Raw genomic sequence first — 15,081 nt, 5'->3', positions numbered from 1 at the left:
TGGCGCTGTCGGTGTACGACCGCGCGACGGGCGTGCGGTACTCCTACGCCGAGGGCAGGCCGTTCGTGCTGGCCAGCGTGGCCAAGGTGGACATCCTGCTCGCCCTGCTGCTGCTCAGGCAGAGCGAGCACCGGCGGCTCGGCGCGTACGAACGCAGGCTCGCCTCCCGGATGATCCGCCAGAGCCACAACGAGAGCGCGCACGAGCTCTACATGACGGTCGGCGGCCAGGAGGGGCTCAGCCGGGTCCTGGGCGCGCTGGAGGTGCGCGACACCAGGCCGGGCGCGGGCCTGTCGTGGGGCATGACCCTCAGCCACCCGTCGGACCAGGTGCGGGTGCTGGAGCAGCTCACCGACCCCGCCGGGCCGGTGCCGGCCGCGAGCCGCCGCTGGGCGCTGGGGCTCATGTCGTCGGTGGACCGGTCGCAGGCGTGGGGCGTCAGCGCCGCCGGCGGCGAGGTGGCGCTCAAGAACGGCTGGCTGCCGGTGGACGCGCACGGCGGGCGGTGGACGGTCAACAGCGTGGGCCGGATCGTGCTGAACGGGCACGAACTGCTCATCGCCGTGCTGTCGGAGCGCAGCCCGGACATGGCGACGGGCGTGGCGACCGTGGAACGGGCGGCCCGGCTTGCCGTGGAGGCGTTCACCCGGGCCCGCCGGTCAGGAGGAGCAGCAACCTCCGCCGCAGCAGCCGCCGCCACCGCCGGCCGGACGGGGAGCGGCGGCGCCACCGGTCATGGAGACGGTGGACAGCAGCTTGACCGTGTCGCCGTGGCCCTCCGGGCAGGTCGCCGGCTCGTCTGAGGCCGACATGGGACGGGAGACCTCGAACGTGGAGCCGCAGGCGCGGCAGCGGAAGTCGTAACGCGGCATGCGGTAAGCCTAACCCGCTGTGGCCGGTGAGCGGGAGCCGGCGTAGGTCAGGTGCGCATGGTCGGAGACGGGCTCGTAGCCGATCGACCGGTAGATCGCGTTGCTGGTCGGGTTGTCCAGGTCGGTGAAGAGCACGACCTGCTCGCACCGTTCGGCCAGCGCCACTTCGCTGGCGTACGCGGTGACCGCGGCCCCGTAGCCCTTCCTGCGGCACGACGGCGGCGTGTAGACCGGTCCGACGCGGCACACGCCGCCGGCCGCCCGGCCGAGCCCGGCCACCGAGACCGGCACGCCCTCGGCCTCCCACACGAACAGCTCGCGCCCGGCCACCCGCTGGGCGACCCGCTCGGCAACGTCGTGCGCCTCGCCGAGCCCGACCTCGGCGCCGAACGCCTGGTACCAGCTCACCATCAGCGGGAAGTCGCCGGGCCCGGCGAGCCGGCCGCGGCCGGGCACGGACGGGACGGCGAGCGCGCCGAGCCGGTAGAGCCGTTCGGACACCGTCCGGTCGGGCTCGCCGAGCAGCCGGACGACCTCGGCCGTCACCTCGACCGGCCCCACGACCATGGGCACGTCGCCGCCGAGCGCCTCGACCAGCGGGGCGACGGCCGCGGCGGGCATGCGCGTGAGGCTCAGGGGGGCGGGCGGCGTGCGGAAGGCGGCGGCGCGCACCTGGCCCCCGGCTGTCCACCAGGCGAAGAAGGCGGCGTCGGCGGGATGGCCGGCGCGCAGGTTGGCCAGGACGGTCAGCGGAACCGTGTTGCCGACCGGGTCGCCGAGCAGGAACGGCTCGGCGACCGCGGCGAATTCCTCCGGATCGGAGGTGAAGGTCCACATGCCCGTCATGGTGGCAGGCGGTGGCCTCCGGCTTCAAAGGGATTGCTAGGCCGCCGCCTCCAGGTAGGGCGCCCATTGTGGATCGCCGACGAGCGAGGCGCCGATGAGCCGCCAGTGGGCGCCCCTCGGCACCGCCGGGAGGACGCGCAGCGTCCATCCCAGCTCCTCCAGGTATTTGTCGGCCTTGCGGTGGTTGCAGGTCGTGCACGAGGCGACGCAGTTCTCCCACGTGTGGGTGCCGCCGCGCGATCTCGGGATCACGTGGTCGATGGTCTCGGCCCGCTGCCCGCAGTAGGCGCAGCGGTAGTCGTCGCGCCGCATGAGGGCGGCCCTGGTCAGCGGGATTCGGGACCGGTAGGGGATGCGGACGTATCTGCGGAGCCTGATCACCGAAGGCACGTCGAGGGTGCAGCTCGCCGAGCGGAGCTGGGCGCCCCGCCCGTCGCGGTGCACGACGTCGGCCTTCTCCCGCAGCACCAGGACGATGGCCCGGTGGAGCGAGAGCGTGGTGAGCGGCTCGTAGGTGGCGTTGAGCAGCAGGACCTGGCGCGTCATCGGGCCTCTCCCTGCCGCGCGCGTATCAAAGGGGACATGCCGTGGCATGTCCCGCCTGTCGGCCCCTCCTGGGGCACTGGTGCTTCCGTCACATGGACCTCCGCCGGACGGTCCAGCGGATGGTCACCACGGCACCGTCCTGTCACCAAGTCTGGCGTTAGCCGTAGCGTCCCCGCCACCCCATAATCTTCAAGCCGGAATGACCAGAGGGACACACGTTACGTTTTATGCCCGCTTCACCAGCGCTTTACGCCCCCACCTTGGCAGTAGGGTTCCTGGCATGACGCGAGAGCCTTATCCGACGGCACGCCGCGAAGACGTCGTCGACATCCTGCACGAAACGCCCGTCCCCGACCCGTACCGGTGGCTGGAGGACCCTGACAGCCCGGACACCAAGGAGTGGCTGCTCGCGCAGGCCGAGCTGTTCAACGCCAGCCGTGGCGAGCAGCGGTTCAAGGACCGCATCGCCGAGCTGCTGCGGTCCGGCTCGGTGGGGGTTCCGGCCTGGCGCGGGGAGCGCCGGTTCTTCTCCCGCCGCACGCCCGACCAGGAGCACGCGGTCTACTACGTGGTCGAGGCCGACGGCACCGAGCGGGCGCTGATCGACCCGATGGAGATCGACCCGTCCGGTCTCACCACGCTCGACGCCGTGCAGCCCGACAAGGAAGGGCGGCTGCTGGCGTACCAGATCTCGGTGGGCGGCGACGAGGAGTCGGTCCTCTACGTCATGGACGTCGCCACCGGGATGCGCGTCGAGGGCCCGATCGACCGCTGCCGCTACTCCCCCATCGCCTGGCTGCCCGGCGGCGAGGCGTTCTACTACGTGCGCAGGCTGCCGCGCACCGAGGTGCCGGAGAACGAGGCGCAGTTCCACCGCCGCGTCTACCTCCACCGCGTCGGCACCTCGACCGAGGACGACGTGATGATCTTCGGCCAGGGGCTGAAGATGACCAACTACTACGGCGTCTCCGTCTCGCGCGACGGCCACTGGCTCCAGGTCTCGGCGCACGAGGGCACCGCGCCGCGCAACGACCTGTGGGTGGCCGACCTGACCGCCTCGCCCGCCGACTCCCCCGACCTGAAGGTCGTGCAGGAGGGCGTCGACGCGCAGACCGCCCTGGTGTTCGGCCGCGACGGCCGGCTCTACGTCCACACCGACAGGGACGCCTCCCGCGGCCGGGTGTGCGTGACCGACCCGGCCGATCCCGGCTACGAGACCTGGCGCGACCTGATCCCCGAGGACCCCGAGGCGGTGCTGTCCGACTTCGCCATCCTCGACGACCTGGAGCGCCCGGTCATGCTGGTGGGCTGGACCCGCCACGCGATCAGCGAGATCACCGTCCACGACCTGGCGACCGGCGAGCGGGTCGGCTCGGTGCCGACGCCGGGGCTGGGCACGATCGGCGGCATCTCCGAGCGTCCCGAGGGCGGCTTCGAGGCGTGGTTCGGCTACACCGACAACACCACGCCGCCGACGATCCAGCGCTACGACGCCCGCACGGGCGAGACCACGCTGTGGGCCGCCTCGCCGGGCGCGGTCGAGGTGCCGCCGGTGCGCACGTCGCAGGTGGTGTACCGGTCCAAGGACGGCACCGACGTCCGGATGCTGATCATCTCCCCCGCCGACGAGCGGCCCGGCCCCCGGCCCACGATCCTCTACGGCTACGGCGGCTTCGGCCTGTCCATGACCCCCGGCTACTCGGCCTCGATCCTGGCCTGGGTCGAGGCGGGCGGCGTCTACGCCATCGCCAACCTGCGCGGCGGCGGCGAGGAGGGCGAGGACTGGCACCGCGCGGGCATGCTGGCCAACAAGCAGAACGTGTTCGACGACTTCCACGCCGCGGCCGAGCACCTCATCGAGACCGGCGTCACCACCCGCGAGCAGCTCGGCATCTCCGGCGGCTCCAACGGCGGCCTGCTGGTGGGCGCCGCGCTGACGCAGCGTCCCGACCTGTACGCGGCCGTGGTCTGCTCGGCGCCGCTGCTCGACATGATCAGGTACGAGAAGTTCGGCCTCGGCGCGACCTGGAACGTCGAGTACGGCAGTGCCGACGACCCCGAGCAGTTCGGCTGGTTGTGGGGGTATTCGCCCTACCACCGGGTCGAGGAGTCGGTGGCCTACCCGGCGACGTTGTTCACCGTCTTCCAGTCCGACACGCGGGTGCACCCGCTGCACGCCTGGAAGATGTGCGCGGCGTTGCAGCACGCCTCCACGGCCGGGCGGCCGGTGCTGCTGCGCAACGAGGCCGAGGTGGGCCACGGCGCCCGCTCGGTGAGCCGGACGGTCGACCTGTCGGCCGACACGCTGACCTTCCTCGCCCAGCACACCGGTCTGTAGTGTCGCAGGCATGAGCAGCCTGGGGCCGGCCGTCGTCGAGGCCGTCCCCAGCGCTGCGCTGCGGCCGTACGTCACCCGGCTCTGCGCCTACAGCGAGCACTATCCCGCGCCCGTCACGCGCGCCGAGGCCGCCCTTCCCGGGGCGGTGCTCATCCTGGGCGTCGGCGCGCCGATGGAGGCGTACGGGGAGCGGGTCGGTGCGTTCGCGGGCGGGCTCGCCGACCGGTTCGCGGTCACCCGCGTCGAGGGGCCCTGCGAGGGCGTGGAGGTGGTGCTCACGCCGTTCGGGGCGCGGCGGCTGTACGGGCTGCCGATGCGCCACCTGACGAGCCGGGTGGTCCCGGTGGAGGCGGTGCTCGGGCCGTGGGCCGGGGAGCTGCTCGACCGGCTGGCCGCGACGCCGTCGTGGCGGGAGCGGCTGGCCCTGACCGACCGGCTGCTGACCGCGCGCATCCTGGCCGGGCCGCAGGTGGGCCCCGAGCTGCCGTGGGCGTGGGCGCGGCTGCTGGAGTCGGGCGGGCGGCTCGGCGTGTCGTCGCTGGCCGCGTCGCTGGGCTGGAGCCATCGGCATCTGGTGGCCCGCTTCCACGACCAGGTCGGGCTGGCCCCCAAGACGGCGGCCCGGGTGATCAGGTTCGGCCGGGCGGCGCGGCTGCTGCGCTCCGGCAGGCCGATCGCCGCGGTCGCGGCCGAGTGCGGCTTCTACGACCAGGCCCATCTCAACCGGGAGTTCCGGGCGCTCGGCGGCACCACGCCCGGTCAGATTCGTCCAAGACCCGCGGGCGGGCCGCCGGACATGCTGGAGCCATGAAACGCACTGTCTACGCACTGGCCCGCTACGAGCACCCGCAGGCGGCGCTCGACTTCCTGACCGGGGCGTTCGGGTTCCGGGTGCACGAGTCGTCGAAGGACGGGTCCGGGGTCGTCGAGCACGCCGAGCTGTTCGTCGAGGACGACCTGATCATGATCGGCCGGGGGAAGCCGGGCGGGCCCGGCGTCTACATCGCGGTCGACGACGTCGACGCCCACCACGATCGCGCCAGGGCCGCGGGGGCCGTGATCACCATGGAGCTCACCGACCAGCCGTACGGCTCGCGCGAGTACGGCTGCGAGGACCCCGAAGGCAACTCCTGGTTCTTCGGGACGTACCGCCCGTAAAGCCGCGAAGAGCGGTCAGCGGGGGAAGACGACGGTCTTGTGGCCGTCGAGCAGGACGCGCTGCTCGGCGTGCCACTGGACCGCGCGGGCCAGCGCCACGCACTCCACGTCGCGCCCGATGCGCACGAGATCGTCCGGCGAGTGGCTGTGGTTGACCCGGGCGACCTCCTGCTCGATGATCGGCCCCTCGTCGAGGTCGGAGGTCACGTAGTGGGCCGTGGCGCCGATGAGCTTGACGCCCCGGTTGTGGGCCTGGTGGTAGGGCTTGGCGCCCTTGAACGACGGCAGGAACGAGTGGTGGATGTTGATCGCCCGCCCGGCCAGCTTCTCGCACAGGTCCTCCGACAGCACCTGCATGTAGCGGGCCAGCACCACCAGGTCGACCTGGTAGTGCTCGACCAGCGCCAGCACCTCGGCCTCCTGCCTCGGCTTGGTCTCGGGCGTGATCGGCAGGTGGTGGTAGTCGATGCCGTACGACTGGGTGAGCGGGCGCAGGTCGGGGTGGTTGGAGGCGACCGCGACGACCTCGATGCCGAGCGTCTTCGACCTGACCCGGTAGAGCAGGTCGTTGAGGCAGTGGTCGAACCGGCTGACCATGATCAGCACGCGCGGCTTCCTGGCCACGTCGCGCAGCCTGAACTCCATGGCGAAGTCGGGGGCCAGGGCGGCGAAGGCGGCGCCCAGCTCGTCCTCGCCGAGCGGGCCGGAGAACTGCACGCGCATGAAGAACCGCTGGGCGACCCGGTCGCCGAACTGCTGGCTCTCGATGATGTTGCACCCGTGCGCCGCCAGCAGGCCGGAGACGGCGGCCACCACGCCGGGGCGGTCGGGGCAGGACAGGGTCAGGATGTACTCGGCGTGGCTGCTCATGCCTTCACTCTCGCGGACGTGGGATCGTAGGGCGCCTTGAGGCTGATCTGGGCAGAGTACAGGTCGCCGGCCACGTCGACCTCCACCTTCTCCAGCGTGACGCCGCCTTCCTGCGAGACCTCGGTGACGAAGCCCAGCGCCACGGACCTGCCGAGCGTGGGGCTGTGGGCCGCCGAGGTGACGTAGCCCACCGGGACGCCGTCGGACAGCAGGGACTCGCCGCCCCACAGGTGTGCGGCGGGGTCGTCCAGCACGATCGAGACTACCCTGCGCGACGGCGTCTCCAGAGCGTGCCGCGCTCCCCGGTAGCCGCCGCTCTTCTTGCAGGTGAAACGCAGTCCGGCGGCAGCGGGGGTGATCTCGGGTCCCAGCTCGCGGCCCCAGGCGCGGTAGCCCTTCTCGATGCGCATGGCCTCGATGGCGTAGTGACCGGCCTGGGTCAGCCCGCCGGCGCCCATGAGCGTCTCGTGCACGGTGACGGCGAACTCGGCGGGCACGTACAACTCCCAGCCCAGCTCGCCCACGTACGTGACGCGGGTGGCGCGCACGGTGGCGTGGCCGAGGTCGACCAGGCGGGACGTGCCGAAGTCGAAGGCGGAGAAGTCGGACTTCGACACCGACTGCAGGATCGTCCTGGACGAGGGGCCCATCACGCCGAAGACGGCGTACGCGCCGGTGACGTCCACCAGGACCGCCCGCCGGTCGCCGAGGCCCTTGGAGATGTGGTCGAAGTCCCTGGTGGTCTGGGCCGAGCCGGTCACGATCAGGTACTCGTCGCGGGCCACGCGCGTCACCGTCAGGTCCGACTCGTAGCCGCCCCGGTCGTTGAGCAGGCCGGTGTAGACGACCCGGCCGGGTTCGACGTCCACGTCGGCGGTGCACAGCCACTGCAACGCCTCCATGGCCTCCGGGCCCTTGAGGACGAACTTGGAGAAGGCCGTCTGGTCGAACAGCGCCGCCGCGTTCCGGCAGGCCGCCACCTCGGCGTCCACGTACGGCTGCCATCCCGGCCGCCCGAACGTGGACGGCGTGGCGGGCCCGAAGTAGTTGACCCGCTCCCAGCCCATCTTCGACCCGAAGCGCGCCCCGGCCTGCGCCAGCAGGTGGTGCACCGGCGAGCGGCGCAGCGGCCGGGCGGTCTCCGGCTCACGGTCCGGCCAGGACATCGCGTAGTGCAGCCCCAGCGTCTCGGTGACCCGGTCGCGCAGCCAGGTGTCGTTGCCGGCCCAGCGGGCGAAGCGCCGGATGTCGGCGGGCCACAGGTCGCCGGTCGGCTCGCCGTTCACGATCCACTCGGCCAGCGCGCGGCCGGCGCCGCCCGCCGAGGCGATGCCGGCCGAGTTGAACCCCGCGCCGACGAACAGGCCGCGCACCTCGGGGGTCTCGCCCAGCAGGAACATGTTGTCGGGCGTGAAGCTCTCCGGCCCGTTGTAGAACATCCTGATCCCGGCGCTCTCCAACGCCGGGACGCGCTGGATCGCGTTCTCCATGATGATCGCGAACTGGTCCCAGTCCTCCTCCAGGAGCTGGAACTCGAAGGGGTGGGGGATGCCGTCCATGCCCCAGGGCTTGGCGTCCGGCTCGAAGCCGCCCACGACCAGGCCGCCGACCTCCTCCTTGAGGTAGGCGTAGCCGTCGGGGTCGCGCAGCACGGGCAGGTCGGGGCGCACGCCGGGGATGCGTTCGGTGACCACGTAGTAGTGCTCGGCCGAGTGCAGCGGGACGGTCGCGCCGGCCATCCTGCCGACCTCCTTGGCCCACTGCCCGGCGCAGTTGACCAGCACCTCGGTCTCGATGTGGCCCTCGGAGGTGTGCACGCCGCGCACGACGCCGTCGCGCACGGTGACGCCGGTGACCCGGACCCGCTCGATCACCTGGACGCCGTGCCGCTGCGCGCCCCTGGCCAGCGCCTGCGTGAGGTCCGACGGGTTTGCCTTGCCGTCGCCGGGCAGCCAGACGCCGCCCACCAGGTCGTCGGTGCGCATGACCGGCCACAGCTCGCCCGCCTCGCGCGCGCTGACGACCTCGGCCTGGATGCCGTAGTTCCGGGCGGCGGCCGCGGTGCGCCGCAACTGGGTCATGCGCTCGGGGGTGCGGGCCACGCTGACGCTGCCGCACTGCCTCCAGCCGGTGCCGAAGCCGGTCTCGGCCTCCAGGCGGGCGTACAGGTCGGTGCTGTACTTGATCAGCCTGGTCATGCTCTCGGTGCTGCGGAGCTGGCCGACGAGCCCGGCGGCGTGCCACGTGGTGCCGCAGGAGAGCTGCCCCTGTTCGAGCAGCACGACGTCGGTCCAGCCCAGCTGGGCCAGGTGGTAGGCCACGCTGCAGCCCGCGATGCCGCCGCCGATGATCACGACCTGTGCCCGGGAGGGCAGGGATGTCAAGAGATGCTCCTCAAGCGATTGATCCCCGGCCAGCTGCGGACGTTGCGCAGCATGGCGATGAACGCCTGCTCGGCGGGCCCCAGCAGCCGGTCGCGGCGGTGGGCCAGCACGATGGGGCGGGGCTTGGGCGCGGGCAGCACCTCCAGGGCCGCCAGCCGCCCGTCGGCGAGCTCCTGCTCGACGCAGTGCTCGGACACCAGCGAGACGCCGAGCCCCGCGGCGACCGCCTGCTTGATCGTCTCCGGGCCCCAGATCTCGCTGCGGCCGGCCTCTTCGAGCCCCCACGTCTCCAGCGCCTGCTCCTGCAGCTCGCGGGTGGAGGAGCCGGGCTCGCGGATGAGGAAGAACTCGCCCGTCAGGTCGGCCGGCTCGGCGCGGCCCTTGCCGGCCAGCCGGTGGCCCGGCTGGGTGATGACGACGAGCCGGTCCTCCAGGATCGGCTCGCTGACGAGCTGCGCCGCGCCGGGCTCGCCGGCCAGCACCGCGACGCCGATCTCGCCGTCCACCAGGCCGCGCTCGACCCGCTGGCCGTTGCCGACCTGGATGCCGAGCTCGATGCCCGGATGACGGTCGCGGAAGGCGGCCAGCAACGGCGGCAGGAGGTACGTGCCGACGGTGGTGGTGCCTCCCGCGACCAGCTTGCCGGTCTGCAGCCCGGAGACCTGCCGAATGGCGGCCACGGCCTCGTCGGCCAGCAGGAACACCCGCCTGGCGTACTCCAGCATCACCTCGCCCTCGGGGGTGAGCCTGATGCGGGCGCCGCTGCGGTCGATCAGTGTGGCGCGCAGCGCCTGCTCAAGCTGCCTGACCTGGTGTGACACGGACGGCTGGCTGAGGTAGAGCTTCTGCGCGGCGGCCGAGAAGCCGCCGCACTCCACGACCGTCATGAAGATCCAGAGCCGGTGCAGGTTGAGCTGCATGTCGTCGTTAACCCCTAGCTGCCTCGATCGACTCTCGGAGCGCGTCCTCGAGCTGTTCCAGCCGGTGCCAGGGGATCTCGCCCATCGTGCAGATCCTGAAGAAGTCCGCGGAGAGTTGCCCCTGACCGGCGTAGATAACGTAACCGCGCTTTTTGAGCTCATCATGAAGCGCCGTATAAGTTACGTTTTCGGGGAGATGAAGCATTGTTACGGTGTTTGACCTGAATTGTTCATCAACGAGAATTTTCAGGCCAAGTCGCGCGAACTGGCCGCGGACGAGGGCCGCCCGCTCGCGGTACAGCCGGGTCCGCGCCGCGAAGCCGCCCGCCTCCTCGTACTCCTTGATCGCCTCGTCGAGGGAGTAGCAGACCTGCACGGCCGGGGTGAACGGCACGTCACCCTTGCGCTGACCGGCCAGGTAGCTGGCGGCGTTGAGGTAGAGGCTGCGCGCGGGCGCCTCCTGGATCCGCTCGATGGCGGCCTCGCTGCACAGGATGAACGACATGCCGGGCAGCCCGTGCAGGCCCTTGTTGGCGGTGCCGCAGACGACGTCCGCCCTGACCTGCGCCAGGTCCTGGTCCTCGATCGCGGTGCCGCTGATCGCGTCGATCACGAACAGCGCGCCGTGCTCGGCCACCACCTCGCCGATCTCCTTGATCGGGTTGATCAGGCCGGTCGTGGTCTCGTGGTGCACGCAGACCACGGCGTCCACGTCGTCGCGCCCGGCGAGCGCCGCCCGGACGGCCTCGGGGTCGGCCGGGACCGTCCACTCGCTCCTGACCTCGTGGAACGGGATGCCGTGCGCCTTCGCGATCTTGATCATGCGGTCGCCGTAGACGCCGTTGTTCACGACGAGCACGCCGCGTCCCGCGCGGACGGAGCTGATGACCGCCATCTCCATGGCCGCGGTTCCCGACCCGGTGACCAGCAGCGCCTCGTGCGTGCCGCCGAGGTTCAGGCACCGGGGCAGGGCCTCGCGGATCCTGAACAGCAACTCCGTGAACTCGGGCTCGCGGTGGCAGAGGTCGCCGCGAAGCAGGGCGTCCTTGACCCGCTTCGACGTACATGCGGGCCCGGGATTCAACAGAATGAGTTCTTCGTCCATCAATCCACTCGATCTTGGGTAGTTATCGGGCATTACGGACGCTATCCGGGGTGGCGCCGCACGGGACAGCCGCCTTTCCCCTATGAGGGCCATAAGGGAATCGGGCTTGTCCGTGCCGAGCAGCGCCGACTGGGATGGGACACGTGCCGTTGGAGACCGTCGTACTGATCGGGGTCGCGGGGCTGTTCGCCGTCGTGTCCGGGATCAACGACGGCGGGGCGCTGCTGGCGACCGGGCTCAAGCTGCCGGTGATCAGGCCGGCCGTCGGCATCCTCGCGCTGGTGCTGCTCGTCACGGTGGTGCCGCTGGTCACCCACCAGGTGGCGCTGACGTTCGTGAACCGGCTGGCGGGCTTCCACGCCCCCGGCGGCCAGGCCGCGATGACCGTGGCCGTGCTCTGCGCACTGGCGGTGGTGTTCACGCTCAGCGCGAAGGGCCGGCCGACCAGCCTCACGCTGGCCGTGGTGGGCGGGCTCACCGGGGCCGGGCTGGGGTGGGGGCTGCCGGTGTCGGGCGGCTCGGTGGCGCTCGTGCTGGTCTTCGGGCTGGCCGCGCCGTTCGTGGGGGCGCTGCTGTCGTGGCTGCTCATCCGGCTGCTCGTCCGGGTGACCGACGCGCCTGGCCTGGCCCGCTGGCACTGGGCCGGGTTCCTGCTCCAGACGCTCGCCTACGCGGCCAACGACGGGCAGAAGATGCTGGCCGTCTTCATGATCGCGCTCGGCTTCCAGGGCGCGCCCCTGGCCTGCACCGCGCTGGTGGCGGTGCTGTTCGGGCTCGGCGCGCTCTACGGGCTGCCCAGGGCGGGCCGCACGCTGAGCCGCGAGATCATCGTCTCCCGGCCCGCGCACGGCGTCGCCGCCGAACTGGCCGCGGGCACCGCCGTGCTCGCCTGCGCCGGGCTGGGTATGCCCGTGAGCATGACCCAGGCCGTGGCCGGCGGGCTGGTCGGCGCCGGGGTGGCGCAGGGCGGCGGCCGGGTCCGCTGGTACGCCGCCGTCAAGATCGTCCTGGCCTGGCTGCTGACGCTCCCGCTGAGCGGCCTGCTGGCCGCGACGGCGGCGTTCGTCCTGAAGGGGCTGAGGGGGACGTGGTGAAGCGATGGCGCCGGATCCGTGACCTCATGACCGGCCGCATGGACGGCGCGCTGACCGGCGCCCTGCTCGGCCAGCTCAAGGCCACCAAGCAGGGCGCGTGGCTGGCGATGGCCATGATCGGCGGCGAGGTGGGCAGGACCGGCGCGCACGAGCGGATGCGCGCGATCGAGCACCTCGGCGACGAGGAGCGCGCCCGCCTGGTCGAGGAGCTCAAGACCGCGCTGGTCACGCCCATCGACCCCGAGGACCTGTTCCGCCTGTCGCGCTCGATCGACGACGTGCTGGACTCGCTGCGGGACTTCGTGCGCGAGTCGCACCTGTACCGGGTGCCCGACCAGATCCGCTTCACGCCGCTGCTCGACCAGGTCATCGTGGGCATAGACGCCCTGGAGAGCGCCGTGCGCGGCCTGGCCGCCCGGCCCTCGGCGGTGGTGCAGGACGCCCTGGAGGCCAAGAAGGCCGGCGGCGCGATCCGGCGCATGTACCAGTACGAGATCTCCCGGATCTTCTCCGGCGAGGTCACCTCGGACGCGCTCAAGCAGCGCGAGCTGGTGCGCCGCCTGGAGATCGTGGGCATGGCCATCGGCGAGGCGGCGGACGCCATCGCCGACGGCGCCATGAAACGCTGACCGTCAGGCCGCGCGCCCGGCGAAGGCGTCGACGCCGGTCAGCTCGGCCGACAACCGCCACAGGCGGGCGGCCTGCTCGGGGTCGGTGGCATGGGGATGGACCCCGCCGCCGGAGCCGTCGGCCGGCTCGGCGATGTCGCAGTCCTCGCAGTAGACGCCGCCCATGCCGTCGAGCTGCGGCGAGGTGGCCGCCCACACCTGGGTGGCCGCGCCCTGCTCAGGGCTCTTGAAGCCGGGATTGAGCAGGTTGCCCTGCTCGTCGATCCAGCCCGCCTCGACCATCTCCTGCTTGGTCAGGTGGCGCTGGAGCGGGGTCAGGATGCCGCCGGGGTGCACCGCGAACGCCCGCACGCCCGCGTCCTTGGCCAGGGCGTCGAGGTGCACGGCGAACAGCACGTTGGCCGTCTTCGCCTGGCCGTAGGCCTGCCACTTGTCGTAGCCGCGTTCGAACATCACGTCGTCCCAGCGCATGCCGGAGCGCCGGTGGCCGGCGGAGGAGACGGCCACGACCCGGCCGCCGCCGCGCTCGACGGCCGGCCACAGGCGGTTGACCAGCGCGTAGTGGCCGAGGTGGTTGGTGGCGAACTGGGCCTCCCAGCCGGGGCCGACCCGCGTCTCGGGACAGGCCATGATGCCGGCGTTGTTGATCACGAGGTGCAGGTCGCGGCCGGAGGCCAGGAACTCCTCGGCGAAGCGCCGCACGCTGTCGAGGTCGCCCAGGTCGAGCTCGCCCACCTCGACGCCGTCGATGCCGGCCAGGGCCTCCTCGGCCGCGCCGCGCCGCCGGGCTGGGACGACGACCTGGGCTCCGGCGTCGCTGAGCGCGCGGGTGGTCTGCAGGCCGAGGCCGGAGTAGCCGCCGGTGACGAGCGCGACCCTGCCGGTGAGGTCGATGCCCTTGAGCACCTCGTCCGCGGTGCTTCTCGCGCCGAAACCCGAACCGATCCTGTGCTGAGGCGTTGTCATGGGACCGACGTTACGAATTGAAGTGCGCTCTAAGTCAAACCGACCCGCCGGGCCGCCCGCCCGGATCAGAGGCCGAGGGCCGGGGCCAGGCGCTGGAGCCGGCTCAGGGCGTCGTCGAGGTCGGGGGCGCCCGGCGACAGCGGCTGGACGGCCACGTGGTCGGCCCCGGCGTCGAGGTGGGCCCGCAGCCGCGCGGCGACCTGCCCTTCGTCGCCCCAGGCCACGATGGCGTCGGCCAGCCGGTCGCTGCCACCGCCTGTGAAGTCGGCGTCGGTGAAGCCCAGGGCGCGCAGGTTGCCCAGGTAGTTGGGCAGGGTCAGGTAGTAGGCCAGGTGGGCGCGGGCGATCTCGCGGGCCCTTGCCGGGTCGGTCTCCAGCACCACGGCCTGCTCGGGCACCAGCAGCCGGTTCGCGCCGAGGACGCGGCGGGCCTGCTCGGTGTGCTCGGGCGGCACGAAGTAGGTGTGGGCGCCGTCGGCCCGGTCTCTGGACAGCTCCAGCATCCGGGGCCGCAGCGCCGCCAGCAGCCGGGGCGCCCGCGCCGCGGGCAGGCCCTCCTCGGCGGCGTCCATGCCGTCGAGGTAGGCGCGCATCGCGCTCAGCGGCTTGTCGTAGGCGTGGCCGCGGCTGCCGACCAGCGGGCCGTGGCTGACCCCGATGCCCAGCACGAAACGGCCCGGGAAGGCGTCGGCCAGCGTCTTCGCGCCCGCCGTCATGCCCGTCGCGTCGCGGCCCCAGATGCTGGCGATGCCGGTCGCGACCGCGACGCGGGTGGTGGCGGCCAGCAGGACGGCCGCGGTGGTGAGCGGCTCCTTGCTCTGCCGGCCCTCGTTGATCCAGACGGAGCCGTAGCCCAGCCGCTCGATCTCGGCCGCCGCGCGCCGCGCCTGCTCGGCGGGGGCCTTGCCGATCAGCGGATGCCACACCCCGAAGTGCCCGGTCTCCATGGCCGCTCCCTCGACTAGAATGTTCGATCGAGATGGAACACTACACCAATGTTCGACCGCCATCGAACAGAACGCGCGGCCTGACCCACACCTCGCCCGTCGAGGTGTCGCTGCAGGCCGCCCTCGACGCGCTCGGCGACCCGGTCCGCCGCCGCATCGTCCGCGAGCTGGCCGGGGAGCCCGACTGGGCGCGCGCCTGCGGCACGTTCGCCCACCTGCCGGTGGCCAAGTCCACGCTCAGCCACCACTTCGGGGTGCTGCGCCAGGTCGGCCTGCTGGAGCAGCGCGACGAAGGCGCCCGCCGGCTCAACCGGCTGCGCCGCGCGGAGTTCGACGAACGTTTCCCCGGCCTGCTCGCCCTCGTCGTCGAGGAGCCGGAGGGCGCCTAGGGCATGCGGCGGCCCTG

15 protein-coding genes are annotated in these 15,081 nt (G+C 72.2%); 6 read left to right on the top strand and 9 right to left on the bottom strand.

Annotated elements, in window-relative coordinates:
- Nucleotides 1-659: 659 nt before the first annotated feature.
- The 3 genes from ACFYUV_RS41110 to ACFYUV_RS41100 are packed head-to-tail and all read right to left on the bottom strand — an operon-like array spanning nt 660 to nt 2,264.
- A complete protein-coding gene (locus tag ACFYUV_RS41110) occupies nt 660-872 on the bottom strand; it encodes a zinc ribbon domain-containing protein (protein WP_358294681.1) in 213 nt (70 codons plus the stop codon).
- Between the two features lie 9 nt (nt 873-881).
- On the bottom strand, nt 882-1,709 hold the full coding sequence (locus ACFYUV_RS41105) for a GNAT family N-acetyltransferase (protein WP_387679077.1): 828 nt from the start codon (nt 1,707-1,709) through the stop codon (nt 882-884).
- Nucleotides 1,710-1,754: 45 nt separating this feature from the next.
- The gene (locus tag ACFYUV_RS41100; RefSeq protein WP_352322827.1) at nt 1,755-2,264 is read right to left on the bottom strand and encodes an HNH endonuclease; all 510 of its coding nucleotides are present in this window, start codon (nt 2,262-2,264) and stop codon (nt 1,755-1,757) included.
- Nucleotides 2,265-2,544: 280 nt separating this feature from the next.
- Between ACFYUV_RS41100 and ACFYUV_RS41095 the strand changes: the two genes are divergently transcribed.
- From ACFYUV_RS41095 to ACFYUV_RS41085, 3 genes are read left to right on the top strand one after another with little or no spacing between them, the layout of a single operon-like run.
- Nucleotides 2,545-4,602 carry a prolyl oligopeptidase family protein gene (locus ACFYUV_RS41095; protein WP_387679074.1) on the top strand — a complete coding sequence of 686 codons (2,058 nt, stop codon included), beginning with the start codon at nt 2,545-2,547 and terminating at the stop codon, nt 4,600-4,602.
- A 10-nt stretch (nt 4,603-4,612) separates the two neighbouring features.
- Entirely contained in the window at nt 4,613-5,413 is an 801-nt protein-coding gene (locus ACFYUV_RS41090) for a helix-turn-helix domain-containing protein (RefSeq protein WP_387679071.1), read from the top strand.
- Nucleotides 5,410-5,760 carry a VOC family protein gene (locus ACFYUV_RS41085; RefSeq protein WP_387679068.1) on the top strand — a complete coding sequence of 117 codons (351 nt, stop codon included), beginning with the start codon at nt 5,410-5,412 and terminating at the stop codon, nt 5,758-5,760. The genes ACFYUV_RS41090 and ACFYUV_RS41085 overlap by 4 nt, the downstream gene beginning before the upstream one ends.
- Nucleotides 5,761-5,775: 15 nt before the next feature.
- Here ACFYUV_RS41085 and purU read toward each other — a convergent pair whose 3' ends face one another.
- The 4 genes from purU to ACFYUV_RS41065 are packed head-to-tail and all read right to left on the bottom strand — an operon-like array spanning nt 5,776 to nt 11,018.
- Nucleotides 5,776-6,630, bottom strand: coding sequence for a formyltetrahydrofolate deformylase (gene purU / locus ACFYUV_RS41080; RefSeq protein ID WP_352322831.1), 855 nt, complete (start codon nt 6,628-6,630; stop codon nt 5,776-5,778).
- On the bottom strand, nt 6,627-9,014 hold the full coding sequence (locus tag ACFYUV_RS41075; RefSeq protein ID WP_387679065.1) for an FAD-dependent oxidoreductase: 2,388 nt from the start codon (nt 9,012-9,014) through the stop codon (nt 6,627-6,629). The genes purU and ACFYUV_RS41075 overlap by 4 nt, the downstream gene beginning before the upstream one ends.
- Nucleotides 9,011-9,934 (bottom strand): LysR family transcriptional regulator, encoded by a 924-nt coding sequence (locus ACFYUV_RS41070; RefSeq protein ID WP_387679062.1) that lies wholly within the window; start codon nt 9,932-9,934, stop codon nt 9,011-9,013. Before ACFYUV_RS41070 ends, ACFYUV_RS41075 begins: the two co-directional genes overlap by 4 nt.
- A 7-nt stretch (nt 9,935-9,941) precedes the next feature.
- Nucleotides 9,942-11,018 carry a pyridoxal-phosphate-dependent aminotransferase family protein gene (locus ACFYUV_RS41065; protein WP_387679060.1) on the bottom strand — a complete coding sequence of 359 codons (1,077 nt, stop codon included), beginning with the start codon at nt 11,016-11,018 and terminating at the stop codon, nt 9,942-9,944.
- Between the two features lie 164 nt (nt 11,019-11,182).
- Here ACFYUV_RS41065 and ACFYUV_RS41060 point away from each other — a divergent pair, with 164 nt between their 5' ends.
- Nucleotides 11,183-12,133: an inorganic phosphate transporter gene (locus ACFYUV_RS41060; RefSeq protein ID WP_387679057.1), complete on the top strand. Its 951-nt coding sequence runs from the start codon at nt 11,183-11,185 to the stop codon at nt 12,131-12,133.
- Nucleotides 12,130-12,762, top strand: coding sequence for a DUF47 family protein (locus tag ACFYUV_RS41055; protein WP_352360497.1), 633 nt, complete (start codon nt 12,130-12,132; stop codon nt 12,760-12,762). Before ACFYUV_RS41060 ends, ACFYUV_RS41055 begins: the two co-directional genes overlap by 4 nt.
- A gap of 3 nt (nt 12,763-12,765) precedes the next feature.
- Here ACFYUV_RS41055 and ACFYUV_RS41050 read toward each other — a convergent pair whose 3' ends face one another.
- Entirely contained in the window at nt 12,766-13,728 is a 963-nt protein-coding gene (locus tag ACFYUV_RS41050) for an SDR family NAD(P)-dependent oxidoreductase (RefSeq protein WP_387679054.1), read from the bottom strand.
- Nucleotides 13,729-13,793: 65 nt separating this feature from the next.
- A complete protein-coding gene (locus tag ACFYUV_RS41045) occupies nt 13,794-14,675 on the bottom strand; it encodes a TIGR03620 family F420-dependent LLM class oxidoreductase (protein WP_387679051.1) in 882 nt (293 codons plus the stop codon).
- 32 nt (nt 14,676-14,707) lie between these two features.
- Between ACFYUV_RS41045 and ACFYUV_RS41040 the strand changes: the two genes are divergently transcribed.
- Nucleotides 14,708-15,064 (top strand): helix-turn-helix domain-containing protein, encoded by a 357-nt coding sequence (locus ACFYUV_RS41040; protein ID WP_364414283.1) that lies wholly within the window; start codon nt 14,708-14,710, stop codon nt 15,062-15,064.
- The last annotated feature ends 17 nt before the right edge of the window (nt 15,065-15,081 follow it).

This window comes from Nonomuraea sp. NPDC003560, assembly GCF_042878785.1.
GTDB lineage: Bacteria > Actinomycetota > Actinomycetes > Streptosporangiales > Streptosporangiaceae > Nonomuraea.
Note: the sequence above shows the minus strand (reverse complement) of the source record. Positions and strands in the feature narration are given on the sequence as shown.

Bases quoted from the DNA above. Each gene is read 5' to 3' on its own strand.
- ACFYUV_RS41110 (WP_358294681.1), bottom strand. From the start codon at position 872: ATGCCGCGTTACGACTTCCGCTGCCGCGCCTGCGGCTCCACGTTCGAG.
- ACFYUV_RS41105 (WP_387679077.1), bottom strand. From the start codon at position 1,709: ATGTGGACCTTCACCTCCGATCCGGAGGAATTCGCCGCGGTCGCCGAG.
- ACFYUV_RS41100 (WP_352322827.1), bottom strand. From the start codon at position 2,264: ATGACGCGCCAGGTCCTGCTGCTCAACGCCACCTACGAGCCGCTCACC.
- ACFYUV_RS41095 (WP_387679074.1), top strand. From the start codon at position 2,545: ATGACGCGAGAGCCTTATCCGACGGCACGCCGCGAAGACGTCGTCGAC.
- ACFYUV_RS41090 (WP_387679071.1), top strand. From the start codon at position 4,613: ATGAGCAGCCTGGGGCCGGCCGTCGTCGAGGCCGTCCCCAGCGCTGCG.
- ACFYUV_RS41085 (WP_387679068.1), top strand. From the start codon at position 5,410: ATGAAACGCACTGTCTACGCACTGGCCCGCTACGAGCACCCGCAGGCG.
- purU (WP_352322831.1), bottom strand. From the start codon at position 6,630: ATGAGCAGCCACGCCGAGTACATCCTGACCCTGTCCTGCCCCGACCGC.
- ACFYUV_RS41070 (WP_387679062.1), bottom strand. From the start codon at position 9,934: ATGCAGCTCAACCTGCACCGGCTCTGGATCTTCATGACGGTCGTGGAG.
- ACFYUV_RS41050 (WP_387679054.1), bottom strand. From the start codon at position 13,728: ATGACAACGCCTCAGCACAGGATCGGTTCGGGTTTCGGCGCGAGAAGC.
- ACFYUV_RS41045 (WP_387679051.1), bottom strand. From the start codon at position 14,675: ATGGAGACCGGGCACTTCGGGGTGTGGCATCCGCTGATCGGCAAGGCC.
- ACFYUV_RS41040 (WP_364414283.1), top strand. From the start codon at position 14,708: ATGGAACACTACACCAATGTTCGACCGCCATCGAACAGAACGCGCGGC.